The 15,755-nt window shown below is 70.7% G+C and carries 12 protein-coding genes; 6 read left to right on the plus strand and 6 right to left on the minus strand.

Translation table 11 applies throughout. The features are described 5' to 3' along the window. Positions 1–32: 32 nt before the first annotated feature. Both glnA (FB047_RS02365) and FB047_RS02370 read left to right on the plus strand, forming a co-directional pair. Positions 33–1,373 (plus strand): type I glutamate--ammonia ligase, encoded by a 1,341-nt coding sequence (glnA, locus tag FB047_RS02365; RefSeq protein WP_136585609.1) that lies wholly within the window; start codon positions 33–35, stop codon positions 1,371–1,373. Between the two features lie 10 nt (positions 1,374–1,383). Beyond that, a complete protein-coding gene (locus tag FB047_RS02370; RefSeq protein WP_136585610.1) occupies positions 1,384–4,374 on the plus strand; it encodes a bifunctional [glutamine synthetase] adenylyltransferase/[glutamine synthetase]-adenylyl-L-tyrosine phosphorylase in 2,991 nt (996 codons plus the stop codon). Between the two features lie 137 nt (positions 4,375–4,511). Here FB047_RS02370 and FB047_RS02375 read toward each other — a convergent pair whose 3' ends face one another. Continuing rightward, positions 4,512–6,206: a long-chain-fatty-acid--CoA ligase gene (locus FB047_RS02375; protein ID WP_136585611.1), complete on the minus strand. Its 1,695-nt coding sequence runs from the start codon at positions 6,204–6,206 to the stop codon at positions 4,512–4,514. A 183-nt stretch (positions 6,207–6,389) separates the two neighbouring features. Here FB047_RS02375 and FB047_RS02380 point away from each other — a divergent pair, with 183 nt between their 5' ends. Together FB047_RS02380 and FB047_RS02385 are read left to right on the plus strand one after the other, a co-directional pair. Then, a complete protein-coding gene (locus FB047_RS02380) occupies positions 6,390–6,713 on the plus strand; it encodes a hypothetical protein (RefSeq protein ID WP_136585612.1) in 324 nt (107 codons plus the stop codon). Between the two features lie 38 nt (positions 6,714–6,751). Beyond that, positions 6,752–7,063, plus strand: coding sequence for a DUF2277 domain-containing protein (locus FB047_RS02385; RefSeq protein WP_136585613.1), 312 nt, complete (start codon positions 6,752–6,754; stop codon positions 7,061–7,063). Positions 7,064–7,166: 103 nt separating this feature from the next. Here FB047_RS02385 and glnA (FB047_RS02390) read toward each other — a convergent pair whose 3' ends face one another. Continuing rightward, positions 7,167–8,591: a type I glutamate--ammonia ligase gene (gene glnA, locus FB047_RS02390; protein ID WP_136585614.1), complete on the minus strand. Its 1,425-nt coding sequence runs from the start codon at positions 8,589–8,591 to the stop codon at positions 7,167–7,169. 91 nt (positions 8,592–8,682) lie between these two features. Between glnA (FB047_RS02390) and FB047_RS02395 the strand changes: the two genes are divergently transcribed. After that, positions 8,683–9,153 (plus strand): RDD family protein, encoded by a 471-nt coding sequence (locus FB047_RS02395; RefSeq protein WP_136585615.1) that lies wholly within the window; start codon positions 8,683–8,685, stop codon positions 9,151–9,153. Positions 9,154–9,221: 68 nt separating this feature from the next. Here FB047_RS02395 and FB047_RS02400 read toward each other — a convergent pair whose 3' ends face one another. Continuing rightward, positions 9,222–9,932: a DUF4191 domain-containing protein gene (locus tag FB047_RS02400; protein WP_136585616.1), complete on the minus strand. Its 711-nt coding sequence runs from the start codon at positions 9,930–9,932 to the stop codon at positions 9,222–9,224. Between the two features lie 117 nt (positions 9,933–10,049). Between FB047_RS02400 and FB047_RS02405 the strand changes: the two genes are divergently transcribed. Further along, positions 10,050–11,063 carry a hypothetical protein gene (locus tag FB047_RS02405; protein ID WP_136585617.1) on the plus strand — a complete coding sequence of 338 codons (1,014 nt, stop codon included), beginning with the start codon at positions 10,050–10,052 and terminating at the stop codon, positions 11,061–11,063. Between the two features lie 17 nt (positions 11,064–11,080). Here FB047_RS02405 and sucB read toward each other — a convergent pair whose 3' ends face one another. From sucB to FB047_RS02420, 3 genes are read right to left on the minus strand one after another with little or no spacing between them, the layout of a single operon-like run. After that, positions 11,081–12,811: a 2-oxoglutarate dehydrogenase, E2 component, dihydrolipoamide succinyltransferase gene (gene sucB, locus FB047_RS02410; protein ID WP_136585618.1), complete on the minus strand. Its 1,731-nt coding sequence runs from the start codon at positions 12,809–12,811 to the stop codon at positions 11,081–11,083. 54 nt (positions 12,812–12,865) lie between these two features. Beyond that, positions 12,866–14,239: a dihydrolipoyl dehydrogenase gene (gene lpdA / locus FB047_RS02415; protein ID WP_136585619.1), complete on the minus strand. Its 1,374-nt coding sequence runs from the start codon at positions 14,237–14,239 to the stop codon at positions 12,866–12,868. Further along, positions 14,236–15,702 carry a leucyl aminopeptidase gene (locus FB047_RS02420; protein ID WP_136585620.1) on the minus strand — a complete coding sequence of 489 codons (1,467 nt, stop codon included), beginning with the start codon at positions 15,700–15,702 and terminating at the stop codon, positions 14,236–14,238. The genes lpdA and FB047_RS02420 overlap by 4 nt, the downstream gene beginning before the upstream one ends. Positions 15,703–15,755 lie beyond the last annotated feature (53 nt).

The raw sequence follows: 15,755 nt of genomic DNA on the forward strand, positions 1-15,755 counted from the left end.
CCCACCGACTGCCCCCGAAACGAAGGATGACGATGGACAAGCAGCGCGATTTCGTCCTGCGCACGATCGAGGAGCGCGGCGTCAAGTTCGTCCGCCTGTGGTTCACCGACGTGGTCGGCACGCTCAAGTCGGTGGCGATCGCGCCGGCCGAGGTGGAGGGGGCCTTCACCGAGGGCCTCGGCTTCGACGGATCGGCGATCGAGGGCCTGACCCGCTCCTACGAGTCCGACCTCCTCGCCCACCCCGACCCCACGACGTTCCAGATCCTGCCGTGGCGCGGAGAGATCGACCCCACGGCGCGCATGTTCTGCGACATCACGACGCCCGACGGGCAGCCGGCCGTCGCCGACCCCCGTCACGTGCTCAAGCGCACCCTGGCCAAGGCCGCCGACGCCGGGTTCACGTTCTACACGCACCCCGAGATCGAGTTCTACCTGCTGAAGTCGTCGCAGCTCGGCCCCGACGGCAAGCCGCAGCCGGTCGACTCGGCGGGCTACTTCGACAACGTCCCCGGCGGCACCGCGCACGACTTCCGTCGGCGCTCGGTGCGCATGCTCGAAGACCTCGGCATCTCGGTGGAGTTCAGCCACCACGAGGGCGGACCGGGGCAGAACGAGATCGACCTGCGGTACGCCGACGCCCTGACCACGGCCGACAACATCATGACCTTCCGCACCGTGGTGAAGGAGGTCGCGATCGAGCAGGGCGTGTACGCCACCTTCATGCCCAAGCCCATCAGCGGACAGCCCGGCAGCGGCATGCACACGCACCTCTCGCTGTTCGAGGGCGACATGAACGCGTTCTACGAAGAGGGCGCGCAGTACCAGCTGTCGAAGGTGGGCCGGCACTTCATCGCGGGCCTCCTGCGCCACGCGAACGAGATCTCGGCCGTCACGAACCAGTTCGTCAACTCGTACAAGCGCCTGTGGGGCGGCGACGAGGCCCCGAGCTTCATCTGCTGGGGCCACAACAACCGCTCGGCCCTCGTGCGCGTGCCGTTGTACAAGCCGAACAAGGGCCAGTCGACGCGCGTCGAGTACCGCGCCCTCGACTCCGCGGCGAACCCGTACCTGTCGTACGCGCTCATGCTCGCGGCCGGCCTCAAGGGCATCGAGGAGGAGTACGAGCTCCCCGCCGAGGCCGAAGACAACGTCTGGTCGCTCAGCGACGCCGAGCGCCGCGCGCTGGGGTACGCGCCGCTGCCCGCGAGCCTCGACCACGCCCTCGAGTACCTCGAGGAATCCGAGCTCGTCGCCGAGACGCTGGGCGAGACCGTCTTCAAGTACGTGCTGCTCAACAAGCGCCGCGAGTGGCAGCAGTATCGCGCGCAGGTGACGCCGTTCGAGCTCGCGAGCAACCTCGAAGCGCTCTGACGAGCGAACGATGACCTCGGGCGACCGTTCCACCGCGCTCACCGCCCTCGCCCGCACCGGCTTCTCGCAGCTCACCGAAGCAGACATCCTGCTCGGTGAGCTCGAGGAGTCGGTCGGCGTCGACCGGGCGGATGCCATGCAGCTCGCGCAGCGCGTGGCCGATCCCGATCGCGCGCTCCGGGCGGTCCTGCAGGTCGCGCGTCGGGATGCCGACGCCGTCCGCCGGACCGCCGCGGACGCGGGAGCCTGGCGCGCGCTGTGGGACATCGTCGGGGCCTCCAACGGCTTCGCGGAGTTCTACCTCCGGCATCCCGACGAGCTCGTGCACCTGTCGGGTGCGGGTCTGACCCTGCCCGACGAGCCGACCATGCGCGCGGAGCTGTTGGCATCCGTGGGAGACGACGACGGCTTCGCGGCCGACGCGACGGATGCCGCCTGGGTAGCCCTGCGGGTGCGGTACCGGCGACTGCTCGCCCGCATCGCGGCGTACGACCTCGGCCAGGACGACCCGGCGGCCGCCATCGACGTGGTCTCCTCGTCGCTCGCCGACCTCGCGGGAGCGGCCCTCGAGGCCTCGCTCAGCGTCGCGCGGGCGCGCGTCGCGGGGTCGGGGCCCGGGTGCTTCCCCCGCGAGCAGGTCGCGGCAACGCGCTTCTCGATCATCGCGATGGGCAAGACCGGCGCGCGCGAGCTCAACTACGTCAGCGACGTCGACGTGATCTTCGTGGGGGGCTCCGCCGACGAAGACGTGGTGTCGGAGGCGCGCGCGATCGACATCGGCACGCGGCTGGCCGTGCAGACGATGCGCGGCATCTCGGGCGCCGAGATCGAGCCGCCCCTCTGGGAGGTCGACCCCAACCTGCGCCCCGAGGGCAAGCAGGGGGCCCTCGTGCGCAGCCTCGCCTCGCACCAGCAGTACTACGCGCGGTGGGCGAAGAGCTGGGAGTTCCAGGCGCTGCTCAAAGCGCGCGCGATCGCGGGCGACACGACCCTCGGCGCCGAGTACGTCGCCGCGGTGCAGCCGCTCGTCTGGCACAGCGCGGCGCGCGAGAACTTCGTCGAGGGCGTCCAGCGCATGCGCGAGCGGGTGACCGACCACATCCCCGCCGCGGAGGTCAACCGTCAGCTCAAGCTCGGCCCCGGCGGCATCCGCGACGTCGAGTTCACCGTGCAGCTGCTGCAGCTCGTGCACGGGCTGACCGACGAACGCATCCGCCAGCGGGGGACGCTCGAAGCTCTCGACGCGCTCGTCGCGGAGGGCTATATCGGCCGGAGCGAGGCCGAGGCGTTCGCCCGCAACTACCGTCAGCTGCGCCTGCTCGAGCACCGCCTGCAACTGCGGGGGCTCCGTCGCACGGCCCTGCTGCCCGAGAAGGACGACGACCTGCGCGTGCTCGCGCGGGCGACGCGGCTCGCCGACTCGGCATCCGGGATCCAGGCCGTCTGGGAGGGCATCAAGCGCGAGGTCCGCGACATCCATGTGCGCCTGTTCTACCGCCCGCTGCTCTCGGCGGTCGCCGCCCTCCCCGAGGGGGAGCGGACGCTGTCGACCGAGCAGGCGCGCGATCGACTGGCCGCGATCGGATTCCGCGACCCCGCCGGCGCCCTGCGCCACATCGCCGCGCTCACGAGCGGTCTGAGCCGCAAAGCGACGATCCAGCGGCACCTCATGCCGATCATGATCCGGTGGTTCGCCGACGGCGTCGACCCCGATTACGGGCTGCTCGTGTTCCGCCGTATCAGCGAGCGGCTCGGCAACACGCCGTGGTTCCTGCGGATGCTGCGCGACTCCGCCGGTGCCGCCGAGAGCCTCACGCGCGTGCTGTCGGGTTCGCGCTACATCGGCGAGCTGATGGAGTGGATCCCCGAGTCGGTCGCGTGGCTCGACGACGACGCCCTCCTGCGTCCGCGCTCCGGCAAGGCGCTCGAAGACGAAGCGCGGGCGATCCAGACCCGGTGGCAGAACATCGACGACGCGATGCGGTCCGTGCGGGCGCTGCGGCGACGCGAGATGCTGCGGGTCGCCATGGCCGCCGTGCTGGGCACCGTGTCGCTCGAGGAGCTCTCCGACGCCCTCACCACGATCACCGAGGTGACGATCCAGGCCACGCTGCGCGCGGTACGCCGGGTCGTGGTGCCTCCCGAAGACGACGATCTCGACTTCGCGGTCATCGCCATGGGACGCTTCGGCGGCCGCGAGCTCGGATTCGGGTCGGATGCCGATGTGATGTACGTCTACCGAGCGAACGGCGTCGACCCGCAGCGCGCGAGCCAGCTGGCGCTCAAGCTCGTGGCCGGCCTACGCGAGCAGTCCGAGGATCACCGCCTGCCGCTCGACCTCGACGCCGAACTGCGACCCGAGGGACGCAGCGGTCCGCTGGCGCGTTCGATCGAGGCCTACGCCGAGTACTACCGCCGGTGGTCGCTGTCGTGGGAGGCGCAGGCGCTGCTGCGCGCCCGGGGGGTCGCGGGCAGCGTCAAGCTCATCCGGTCGTTCCTCGAACTCGCCGACGAGGTGCGGTACCCGGTCTCCGCCGATCAGAACGGGCTGCGCGAGATCCGCCGCATCAAGGCGCGCGTCGAGAACGAGAGGCTGCCGCAGGGCGCCGACCCCGCACGTCACCTCAAGCTCGGGCCGGGGTCGCTCAGCGACGTCGAGTGGCTCGTGCAACTGCTGCAGCTGCAGCACGCGCGCACGGTGCCCGAGATGCGCACGACGTCGACGCTGGGCGCGCTCGAGGCCGCGACGCGCGCGGGTCTCGTCGACGTCGACGCGAGCGAGAAGCTCGCGGCCGCGTGGCACCTGGCCAGCCGCCTGCGCTCGGCCAACACGCTGCTGTCGGGTCAGACGAGCGACATCCTCCCCGTGGACCGCGGGCGGCTCGACGGCATCGGCCGCATCCTCGAATACCCTCCCCGGTCGGCCACGCAGGTCGAGGAGGACTACCTCGGCGCGACCCGGCGAGCCCGCCGCGTGTTCGACAAGCTGTTCTACGGCTGAGCCGCGTGGCATCCGTCCCTCGATGGATGCCACGCGGCCCGGTCCCGATCGTCGCCGGTGTTCTCAGCGCCCGAGGTGCTCGGGCCCCGAGGATGCCGTACCGGCCGGGCCGTGCGGCGTCCTCGCCTCCGGCCTCCTCAGGACATCAGACGCTCGCGCACCTCGCGCCGCTGCACCTTGCCGATGAGCGAGCGCGGGAGGTCGTCGACGACGACCACGCGGCGGGGGACCTTGTACGCCGCGAGCCGCTGCTTGCAGAAGTCGCGGATCGCCTCGGGTTCGACCTGCACGCCCTCGCGCAGCACGATCGCGGCCGCGACGTCTTCGCCGCCGCTCGACTTCGGCAGGGCGACCACCGCCGCACCGGCGATGTCGGGGTGGGAGGTGAGCACGTCTTCGACCTCGCTGGGCGAGACGTTGAACCCGCCCGTGATGATGATCTCCTTCAAGCGGTCGACGATCGTCACGAACCCGTCGGGGGAGACCGAGGCGATGTCTCCCGTGCGCAGCCACCCGCCGGCGAGCAGCGTCGCCGCCGTGTCGGAGGGGCGGTTCCAGTAGCCCTGGAACACCTGCGGACCGCGCAGGAGCAGCTCGCCGGGTTCGCCCAGGGGGAGGTCGACGCGCGGATCGTCGGGGTCGACCACCCGGATCTCGGTGCTGGGGAACGGCACACCCACCGTGCCGGGGCGCCGTGAGGGACCGATCGGATTGCCCAGGGCCACCGGCGACGACTCGGTCATGCCGTAGCCCTCGACGAGCAGACCTCCGGTGGCCGCCTCCCAGCGGTCGACGGTGGCGACGGGCAGGCTCATCGCCCCCGAGATCGCGAAGCGCACGCTCTTCAGATCGATCGTTCCGCGCGCGGCCGCGCGGGCGAGCTGGTCGTAGATGGGCGGCACGGCGGGAAGGAAGGTGGGCGGGCTCTTCTTCGAGGCCGCGACGACCAGGTCGAGGTCGTACTTCGGGAAGAGCACGAGCTTCGCGCCGATGCTCATCGCGAAGGTGAGGCACAGCGTGAGGCCGTAGGCGTGGAAGAGGGGCAGCACCCCGTAGAAGGTCTCTTCGCCGTCGCGCAACCCCGGGACCCAGGCGCGCCCCTGCATCGCATTGGCGCGCAGGTTGGCGTGGGTGAGCACGGCCCCCTTCGGGCTTCCGGTCGTGCCGCTGGTGTACTGCAGCAGTGCGATGTCGTCGAGCACGGGCCCCGCGTGCTTGCGCGAGAGCGAGCCGTGGGTGAGCAGCGTCTTCCACGCGATGGGACGCCGCGACGCGGGGCGGGCGGTCAGCTGAGCGCGCGCCGCTCGTGCCTTCGCGACGGGCAGGCGGAGGGCGAGACGCTGGGCGAGGGGCAGGGCGGCGGTGATGTCGACGCTCACGATGTGCTCGAGAGCGAGGTCGGAGGGGAACTCGGCGACCGTGTCGGCCAGCTTGTCCCACACGATGGCGAACCGCGCACCGTGGTCTTCGAACTGGTGACGCAGCTCTCGCGGCGTGTAGAGCGGATTGTGCTCGATGACGATGGCCCCGAGTCGCAGTGCCGCGTAGAAGCCGACCACGTGCTGCGGCGAGTTGGGCAGGACCAGCGCCACCCGGTCGCCGGCGCGGACCCCGAGGCGGCGCAGCCCCTCCGCCGCCCGCGCGACCTGCTCGCCGAGCTCGCGGTAGGTGGTGGCTGCGCCGAAGAACTCGAGCGCGGTCTTCTTGCCGAACCGCGCGACGGAGGCGGCGAGCATCTCGGGCAGCGTCTGCGAGGGGGCGTCGATCTCGAACGGCACGCCCTCGGCGTACGACGTCGACCACGGTCGCGAGGCGTAAGGGGACTCCGGCATGCCTCCATCCTCGCGCGCCCCACCGACATCGCAGCGGAGGTGCGCCTGTGCGGATGCCGGGAAGCCGGCTGGCTCGAAGGACGCCTCGGCGCGCCGAGTCGACGCGACGTGTTTCGATGGGGGAGTGCACGTCCGACCGTTGACCGAGACCGATGGGTTCCGCCTCGTCGAGATCCCCGCGCTGTGAAGAACGTCACCGAGCGGTGGACGCGACAGCTCGACGCGAGCCTGCAGCGCCTCGGGCGCGCCCGGGCGATCCTGGCGGTGCTCACGATCCTGGTGATGGGCGCCGTGATCGCCGCGTTCGCCCTCTCCGCCCTCGCGCAGATCGCCGCGGGAGACCTGCAGTGGACCGACACCCTGGGATCCGGTCGCCGCCGCATGCCCGCGGTCGTCGTCGTCGCAATCGGGGGCCCGCTGGCCGTGCTGTTCGTCGTCTACGGCGCCGGCCTGGCGGGCCGTCTCGTCCGCCGGTGGTCGGAGATCCCCGCTCGCCGCGCACGGTGACCTCGCGCGACTGACGCCGGGGGCCTACCCTGTCGGGCATGTGCCGCAACATCGTCCCCCTGCACAACTTCGCACCCCCGGCGACGGATGCCGAGTGCCACGACGCCGCGCTGCAGTTCGTCCGCAAGATCGTGGGCACCACCACGCCGTCGCGCGCCAACCAGGACGTCTTCGATCGCGCCGTCGCCGAGATCACGGCATCCGTGCGCCATCTGCTCGACGATCTCGTGACCAGCGCGCAACCGAAGGTGCGCGAGGTCGAGGCCGCGAAGCGACAGGCGCGTTCGGCCGAACGCTACGAGGCGATCCGAGTGTTCCAGGAGCAGAAGCGCGCGGGGCGCACCGACTGAGCGTCGCCCCTCAGGATGCCACGACCGTGGCATCCGCACGCAAAACGACGGCGCCCGCCCCCGCGAAACGGCGGGGACGGGCGTCGTCGTGATGATCGGGCGATCAGACCCCGAAGTACAGCTCGTACTCGAAGGGGTGCGGACGCTGAGCGATCGGCTGGATCTCGTTCTCGATCTTGTACTCGATCCAGGTGTCGATGAGCTCCTGCGTGAAGACGCCACCGGCGAGCAGGAACTCGTGGTCGGCGCGCAGGGCCTCGAGCGAGTCGAGCAGCGAGTTCGGAACCTGCGGGATGTTCTTGGCCTCTTCGGCGGGGAGCTCGTAGAGGTCCTTGTCGACGGGCTCGTGCGGCTCGATGCGGTTCTTGATGCCGTCGATGCCGGCCATCAGCTGGGCCGCGAACGCGAGGTACGGGTTGCCCGAGGCGTCGGGCGCGCGGAACTCGATGCGCTTGGCCTTGGGGTTCGACCCCGTGATCGGGATGCGGATGGCCGCAGAGCGGTTACCGGCCGAGTACACCAGGTTGACCGGAGCCTCGAAGCCCTTCACCAGGCGGTGGTAGCTGTTGAGGGTCGGGTTGGTGAAGGCGAGCACCGCGGGAGCGTGCGCCAGCAGACCGCCGATGTACCAGCGGGCGATGTCGGAGAGCCCGCCGTAGCCGGTCTCGTCGTAGAACAGCGGCTTGCCGTCGTTCCACAGCGACTGGTGCGTGTGCATGCCCGAGCCGTTGTCACCGAAGAGCGGCTTCGGCATGAAGGTCGCGACCTTGCCCCACTGCTCGCAGGTGTTCTTGACGATGTACTTGAACTTCAGGATGTCGTCGGCCGCGTGCAGCATCGTGTCGAAGCGGTAGTTGATCTCCTGCTGACCACCGGTACCGACCTCGTGGTGCGAGCGCTCGAGCGCGAAGCCCGCCTCGATCAGCTTGAGGGTGATGTCGTCGCGGAGGTCCGCCGTCTTGTCGACGGGGGAGACGGGGAAGTAGCCGCCCTTGTAGGGGGTCTTGTTGGCGAGGTTGCCGCCCTCTTCTTCACGGCCCGTGTTCCACGCGCCCTCTTCGGAGTCGACCGAGTAGAAGCTCGAGTTCTGCTTCACTTCGTAACGCACGTCGTCGAAGATGTAGAACTCGGCCTCGGGCGCGAAGAACGCGGTGTCGGCGATGCCGGTGGAGGCGAGGTACTTCTCAGCCTTCTTGGCGACCTGGCGCGGGTCCTTGCCGTAGATCTCACCGTTGCGCGGGTTGTAGATGTCGAAGATCATGACGAGGGTCTTGGCCTCGCGGAACTGGTCGACGTACGCCGTGGTGACGTCGGGGATCAGCTGCATGTCCGACTCGTGGATGTTCGCGAACCCGCGGATCGACGAGCCGTCGAACAGCTGTCCGACGGTGAAGAACTCCTCGTCGACGGTCGAGGCGGGGATGTTGAAGTGCTGCTGCACACCAGGAAGATCCGTGAAACGGATGTCGAGGAACTTGACGTCCTCGTCCTGGATGAACTTCAGCACCTCGGACGAATCTTTGAACATGAAGACTCCAGAGGTAGAACATTCGGGATCATGCCGGCCTCGGCCAGCCTCCTCGACCCTACCCAGAACCGGTGTCCCGGTCATATCTCGCATGTTTCCGGGATGTTACGCCGACCCGATTACGCTGGATGCCGTGACCGTCCCCGCCGAGAACGACTACCCGGGCCAGCGGCTCGGCCTTCCCCGCGAGGGTCGCGGCTCGATCGCCCGTCCCGGCCGCCGCATCGCGGCGCTGCTGATCGACGTCGCCAGCGCCGGCCTGATCGGCTTCGCGTTCTTCTCCAGCCCCGATCCGGTCACCGGCGTCCCGTTCGCCAACCCCATCGCGACGAACCTCATCTTCTTCGCGGTGCAGATCCTCTTCATCCCGCTGCTGGGCGGCAGCCCGGGGCACCGACTCCTGGGGATGCGTCTCGAATTGGCATCCGGAGGCTGGGTCGGATTCTGGCGGCCCATCGTGCGCACCGTGCTACTGGCCCTCATCATCCCCGCCGTCGTGTGGGACGCCGACCAGCGAGGCCTGCACGACAAGGCCGTCGGAACGGTGCTCGTCCGCAGCTGAGCGTCCATCCCCCGGGGTCCCGGGAACGACGAGAAAGGCCCCCGCTGAGCGGGGGCCTTTTCACGAGGTCAACGGGGGCGCGGTGCGCGCATCTTGGTGGGGTCGACGCCCTTCGGGATGGGCAGCGACGACAGCCCCTGGGAGACCGACGAGACCCGCTTGATGACCGCCGCCATGGTGGCGCGGTCGACCTTCTTGGGCAGGGCCTTGATGGTCGAGGCGAGCTTGGCGATGGGCACCTCGTCGTCGCCGTGTCCGACGTAGAGCACCGTGACGGGCACACCGGCCGCGACGCGCAGGACGCGCGAGCGCTCCTCGCCGACCAGCCGCGTGAGGCGGTTGCGATTGCCCTCGCCGATCAGCACGACGCCGCCACGGCCGATCGCACGGTAGAGGGCTTCCTGGGTGCGGGGGTTGACGCCGACCGGGGTCTCGGAGGCCTGCCAGTTGCGGCCGAGCGACGACGACAGCACGTGACCGGTCGCGCCGGGCATGCCGTCGATCTTCTTGTACATCGCCGTGGTGGACAGCCGCGTCATGGTGATCATCGCGGCCAGGATGCCGGCGAGCAGACCCGTGACGCCCCACAGGATGACGCTCCACACCGCCAGCGGCGGGATCAGGAAGCCGATGAGCACGCCGACGGCGATGCCCACCAGGACGATGCCCGCGAGCAGGAAGGGCAGCCAGCGGTACTCCTTCTGCGTGAAGGTGTAGAGCGTTCGGAGCTGCGAGAAGAAGCCCGGACGCTTCTCGGGCGTGGTGGTGCGAGCGGCCATGTGAACGATTCTATCTTCGCCGCGCACCGTTCCTCCCCAGGCGGGGGACCGCGGCCGTCATCCCCATTCCGCCGCCGTGCCGCCACGCGCCGTCGCGAACTCACCGACGATCGGGGGATGACCGCCGCGACCCCCTCCCTCCCCGTCGAACCGTTCACCGCCTACCTGCAGCGGCGAGGCACCAGCGCTACCGCGCTGACCGCGGGCGAGGTCGTCACCGCCACCATCGGCCTCCTGCGCGGATGCCGATCCGCGCACAGGACCGATGAGGGAGCCACCTGGTGGCTCACGGCGCACGGACGACCGGTGGTCGTGTCCGACGCGGGCGCGCCCGACGTCGTGTCGACGACGGCCGACGGCCTCGATCGACTCGCCGCCCTCGCCCCCGACCGGACCACGCGGGACCTCGTGGCGCGCGCCGGAGAGGCGGTGGCGACTCGTTCCCCTCGCGAATGGGAGGCCATGGAGAGGCGCCTCTTCGCGCACGCGGACCCCGAACCCCTCGTCCTGGGGCCGCTGACACCGAGGGCGACGGTCGAACCGCCCGTCGTCACCCCCGCGCCCCTCGCCGGGGGCGTGTTCGACGCGCTCGACACGAGCCTCCTCGACGACGTGCGGCGGAGCCTCTCGAGGCTGCGCGAGGGCTGGCTCGCCTCGTCGCGGATCCGCGCGGCGGTCATCGGCGGCGCTCTGGCCGTCGCCCTCGTCGTCGCGGCGGTGGTGCTCCTCCCCGGTGATCGAGGATCCGCGCCCTCGTCCGCCCCCACCGCGACGGCCTCCGCGACGACATCGGTCGTTCCACACCCGTCGGCGACGTCGTCGTGGCCGGTCGACGAACGCGTTCCTCTGTCCGACGATGCGACCGACGTCGCGCGGACCCTGTTCGCGCAGATCTCCCGGTGCGGAAGCGACCTCGCGTGCCGCGGCGCTCTCGAAGAACCCTCGACGTTCCGCCGCGAATCGCTCCTGCCCGACGCGGAGCACGCGGACATCTCTCTGCTCGAGAACTTCGGCGGCGTCATCGTCGTGCGCGTCGCCGACGCGACCCGGGCGCAGTACGTCACCCTCGTCCGCTTCAACGACAGATGGCTGGTCCGCGCCGTTGAAACGGTCGCGGACCAGCCATCATGAGCCGGTGCTCAGCGGAGTCAGATGCCGAGATCGCCCTCGAACTGCGCCGCCTCGAGGCGAGCCTTGACCGCACCGAGGAAGCGCGCGGCGTCGGCGCCGTCGATGATGCGGTGGTCGTACGACAGGGCCAGGTAGACGTAGGAGCGCACCGAGATGGCATCCTTCCCATCGACCGTGACGACACCCGGCTTCTTCACCACGGCACCGAGGCCGAGAATCGCCGACTGGGGCAGGAACACGATGGGCGTGTCGAACAGCGCGCCGCGCGAACCGGTGTTGGTCAGCGTGAACGTGCCGCCCGCGAGCTCGTCGGGCTTGAGCTTGTTGTCGCGCGTGCGCGCCGCGAGATCGGCGATCTCACGGGCGAGCTGGGCGATGTTCTTCTCACCCGCGTCCTTGACGACCGGCGTGAGCAGGCCGCGCTCGGTGTCGACGGCGATCGCCACGTTCTCGTGAGCGGGGTAGACGATCTCGTCGCCCTCCACCGTGGAGTTGATGATCGGGTAGGTCTTCAGCGCCTCGATGGCCGCGATCGCGAAGAAGGGGAGGAACGACAGCTTGTCGCCCGTCTTCTGCTGGAACTCACCCTTGAAGCGGTCGCGCAGCGCTGCGACCTTGGTCACGTCGACCTCGACGACGGTGGTGAGCTGAGCGGTCGCCTGCATCGACGCCACGGCGCGCTCGGCGATGACCTTGCGCAGGCGAGACATCTTCTGGGTCGTTCCGCGCAGCGGCGAGACCTCCACCGGCGCGGACGCCGCGGCGGCCGGAGCCGGGGTGGCGGACGCGGCCGGAGCCGACGCTGCCGCTTCGGCGGCCTTCAGCACGTCTTCCTTGCGGATGCGACCGCCGACGCCGCTGCCCTTGACGGACTTCAGGTCGACGCCCTGCTGCTGCGCGAGACGACGCACGAGGGGGGTGACGTAGGTGACGTCGTCGTTCGACGACGCGGCGGGGGCCTGCTCCGCCGGCTTCTCGGCGGCGGGGGCGGGCTGCGCGGCGGGGGCGGGCTGCTCCGCCGGCTTCTCCTGCTCGGCCGGCTTCTGCTCCGCGGCGGGGGCGGGCTGCTCGACCGGCTTCTCTTCGGCGGCCGGGGCGGCGGGCGCCTCCTCCTTCGCCGCGGCGGGGGCGCCGCTTCCGATGCGCGCGAGGGCGGCACCGACGTTCACGGTCTCGTCCTCCTGCACGAGGATCTCCTGCAGGGTGCCGGCGACCGGCGAGGGGATCTCGGTGTCGACCTTGTCGGTCGAGATCTCCAGCAGGGGCTCATCGACGGCCACGTCGTCTCCGACGGCCTTGAGCCAGCGGGTCACGGTGCCCTCGGTGACGCTCTCGCCCAGCTCGGGGAGGGTCACCTCGGTGGCGTCGCCGGAGGCGGCCGGAGCCGACTGCTCGGCCGGAGCGGCCTGCTCGGCGGGGGCGGAGGCGGCGGGAGCCGGCTCTTCGGCCGGCGCGGATTCCGCCGCGGCGGGAGCGGCCTGCGGGGCGTCGTCGCTGGAGGACGCGCCCGAACCGTCGCCGATCTTGGCGAGGACGGCGCCGACCTCGACGGTCTCGTCTTCCTGGACGAGGATCTCTTCGATCACGCCCGAGACGGGCGAAGGGATCTCGGTGTCGACCTTGTCGGTCGAGATCTCCAACAGCCCCTCATCCTCCTGGACGGTGTCCCCGACCTGCTTGAGCCAGCGGGTGACCGTTCCCTCGGTGACGCTCTCGCCGAGAGCGGGGAGGACGACGGATGTGCTCATGGATATGTCTCCTTCGTACCGGATGCGGTATCTAGCTTAGTGACCGGTTGTCGGTCAGAGTGCGTGCAGCGGCTTGCCCGCGAGAGCCAGGAAGGCCTCGCCGAGCGCCTCGCTCTGAGTGGGGTGCGCGTGGACGAACGGCGCGATGTCTTCGGGATGCGCCTCCCAGCCGACGGCCAGCTGCGCCTCGGAGATCAGCTCCCCGACCCGGTCGCCCACCAGGTGCGCACCGACGACGGGGCCGTCGACACGGCGGACGATCTTCACGATGCCCGAGGTGCCGATGATCTCGCTGCGGCCGTTTCCGGCCAGGTTGTACTCGTACGCGCGAACGGCCTCGGATCCGTAACGATCCTGCGCCTGCGCCTCGGTGAGCCCCACCGAGGCCACCTCGGGGTGCGAGTAGGCCACCCGCGGAACATCGACGTCGGGGACGAGGACGGGGGAGAGCCCCGCGATCTCCTCGGCTACGAAGATGCCCTGCTGGAATCCCCGGTGAGCGAGCTGCAGCCCCGGCACGATGTCGCCGACGGCCCAGACGTGCGCCGCAGTGGTGCGCAGCCGCGCGTCGGTCTGCACGAAGCCGCGCTCCAGCACGACCCCGGCTTCCTCGTACCCGAGACCGGCGGTCGCGGGTCCTCGACCCACGGCCACCAGGACGTAGTCGGCGGTCAGCTCGCTCCCGTCGTCGAGGACGACCGTCACGGTGTCGTCGCCCGACGAGAGCGAGGTGAACCGTCGACCCAGCTGGAAGGCGATGCCCCTCTTGCGGAACGCCCGCTCGAGAGCCTTGCTCGACGACACGTCCTCGGCCGGCAGCAGGTGGGGGAGCGCCTCGACGATCGTCACCTCGACGCCGAACGAGCGCCACACGCTCGCGAACTCGACGCCGATGACGCCACCGCCGAGCACGACCACGCGCTCCGGGATGACGTCGAGATCGAGTGCCTGCTCGCTCGTGAGCACGCGGCCGCCGATCTCGAGGCCCGGGAGGCTGCGGCTGTACGAGCCCGTCGCGAGGACGACGTCCGTGCCGCGGTAGACGTCGTCGCCGACACGGACGGCGGGTCCTGCCTCGAGCCGCCCCTCTCCGGCGACCACACGGATGCCGCGCGCCGAGATGAGACCCTCGAGACCCTTGAACTTCTTGGCGACGATCCCCTCGCGGTAGGCGCGCACGCGCGCCGGGTCGATCCCGCCGAAGGTCACATCCACGCCGATGTCGGCCGCCCCGCGCGCGGCGTCGGCGACCTCTCCGGCGTGCAGCAGAGCCTTGGTCGGGATGCAGCCGCGGTGCAGGCACGTCCCGCCGACCTTGTCCTTCTCCACGAGGACGACGTCTTTGCCGAGCTCGGCGAGACGGAGGGCCGCGGCGTAGCCGCCGCTCCCCCCGCCGAGCACGACGACGTCGGCGGTGTACTCGGTCACCGCGCGCCGTCCGTGGCGAGCATCTCCACGAGCGAGCGGACGGTCGCGCCGGTGACGCCCTTGTCGGTGTATCCGAAGGGCGCGGACTTGTTCATGCCCACTCCCGCGATGTCGAGGTGCACCCACGGGATGCGCGGCGCGTCGGCGTCCTCCGACACCCGACCGACGAAGTGGCGCAGGAACAGTCCGGCGAACAGCGAGCCGCCGGCGGGGTCGCCGATCTTGGCGTTCTGCAGGTCGGCGATGGGGGAGTCCAGGTCGTCGACCATGTGGTCGGGCAGCGGCAGCTGCCAGGCCAGCTCGGCCGCGCGGCCGGCGGCTGCGAGGTACGACGCGACGGCGGCATCCTCGCCCATCACACCGGTGTGCCGGTTTCCGAGGGCGACGGTGATCGCGCCGGTGAGGGTCGCGACGTCGACGATCAGATCGGGGTTCTCGCGGCTGGCCGCGGCGAGACCGTCGGCCAGGACGAGGCGCCCCTCGGCGTCGGTGTTCAGCACCTCGACCGTGGTGCCGTCCAGGGTGCGCAGCACGTCGCCGGGGCGCGTCGCGCGACCCGAGGGCATGTTGTCGGCGATGCAGAGCCACGCGCTGACCTTGACGGGCAGCTTCATCTCGGCGGCGGCCTTGAGCACCGCGAGCACCGTGGCGGCTCCGCACATGTCGTACTTCATGCCGACCATGGATGCCGGCGGCTTCAGCGACAGCCCGCCGGTGTCGAAAGTGATGCCCTTGCCGACGAGGGCGACATGGCGCTCCGCGTCCGCGGGCGAGTACTCCAGGCGCACCATACGGGGCGGGCGGTCGGATCCCTGGCCGACGCCGAGGATTCCGCCGTAGCCGCCCTCGCGCAGGGCCGTCTCGTCGAGCACCTCCACCTCGACGGGGAGGTCCGCCACGGCCGCGACGGCCGCGTCGGCGAAGTCCGCGGGGCCCAGCCACTCGGCGGGCGTGGTGACGAGGTCCTTGACGAGCGCGACGGCGCCCGAGATCGCGGCGACCGCGGCGACGTCGGCATCGCTCGGCGCCTCGGCCGCCGACACCGTCACGCGCTCGGCGCGGGCCTTCGGCGACTTTTTCTTGTAGTCGGCGAACCGGTAACCGCCCAGGGCGGCGCCCTCGGCGATCGGCCGCCAGGGTGCGGCGACGAGCGACTGCACGGCGACGTGCGCGAACCCGGTCAGCTGGCGCAGGCCCGTGCCCGCGGCATCCCGAACCGCCGCCTCGTCGGCACCGGCCCCGGCGCCCGCCACGGCCACGGGCGTGTCGACGCCCGGTACGTGCACGCGCTGAAACGAGCCCGCGGCGCCGGTGAAGCCGACGGCGGCGAGGGCCGCGCCCAATCCCTCCCAGCCGGCGGGGTCGGACGCTCCCTCCGTCGAGGGCGGGACGATCAGGAGGATCGCATCGGCATCGGATTCGCGTACGGGGGCGTCGGTGAACGCCACGGAGGGGAAGGGCATGGCATCCATCCTAGGTTCGCCCGTGTTCGCTGGCAGCGGGACGCACCGCGGCC

Origin of the sequence: Microbacterium hydrothermale, assembly GCF_004854025.1 — a bacterium.
GTDB classification, from domain to species: domain Bacteria; phylum Actinomycetota; class Actinomycetes; order Actinomycetales; family Microbacteriaceae; genus Microbacterium; species Microbacterium hydrothermale.

Coding starts and splice junctions, on each gene's coding strand:
- FB047_RS02405 (WP_136585617.1), top strand. CDS start 10,050: ATGACCGCCGCGACCCCCTCCCTCCCCGTCGAACCGTTCACCGCCTAC.
- FB047_RS02395 (WP_136585615.1), top strand. CDS start 8,683: ATGTTTCCGGGATGTTACGCCGACCCGATTACGCTGGATGCCGTGACC.
- FB047_RS02370 (WP_136585610.1), top strand. CDS start 1,384: ATGACCTCGGGCGACCGTTCCACCGCGCTCACCGCCCTCGCCCGCACC.
- glnA (WP_136585609.1), top strand. CDS start 33: ATGGACAAGCAGCGCGATTTCGTCCTGCGCACGATCGAGGAGCGCGGC.
- sucB (WP_136585618.1), bottom strand. CDS start 12,811: ATGAGCACATCCGTCGTCCTCCCCGCTCTCGGCGAGAGCGTCACCGAG.
- FB047_RS02375 (WP_136585611.1), bottom strand. CDS start 6,206: ATGCCGGAGTCCCCTTACGCCTCGCGACCGTGGTCGACGTCGTACGCC.
- FB047_RS02420 (WP_136585620.1), bottom strand. CDS start 15,702: ATGCCCTTCCCCTCCGTGGCGTTCACCGACGCCCCCGTACGCGAATCC.
- glnA (WP_136585614.1), bottom strand. CDS start 8,591: ATGTTCAAAGATTCGTCCGAGGTGCTGAAGTTCATCCAGGACGAGGAC.
- FB047_RS02385 (WP_136585613.1), top strand. CDS start 6,752: ATGTGCCGCAACATCGTCCCCCTGCACAACTTCGCACCCCCGGCGACG.
- FB047_RS02400 (WP_136585616.1), bottom strand. CDS start 9,932: ATGGCCGCTCGCACCACCACGCCCGAGAAGCGTCCGGGCTTCTTCTCG.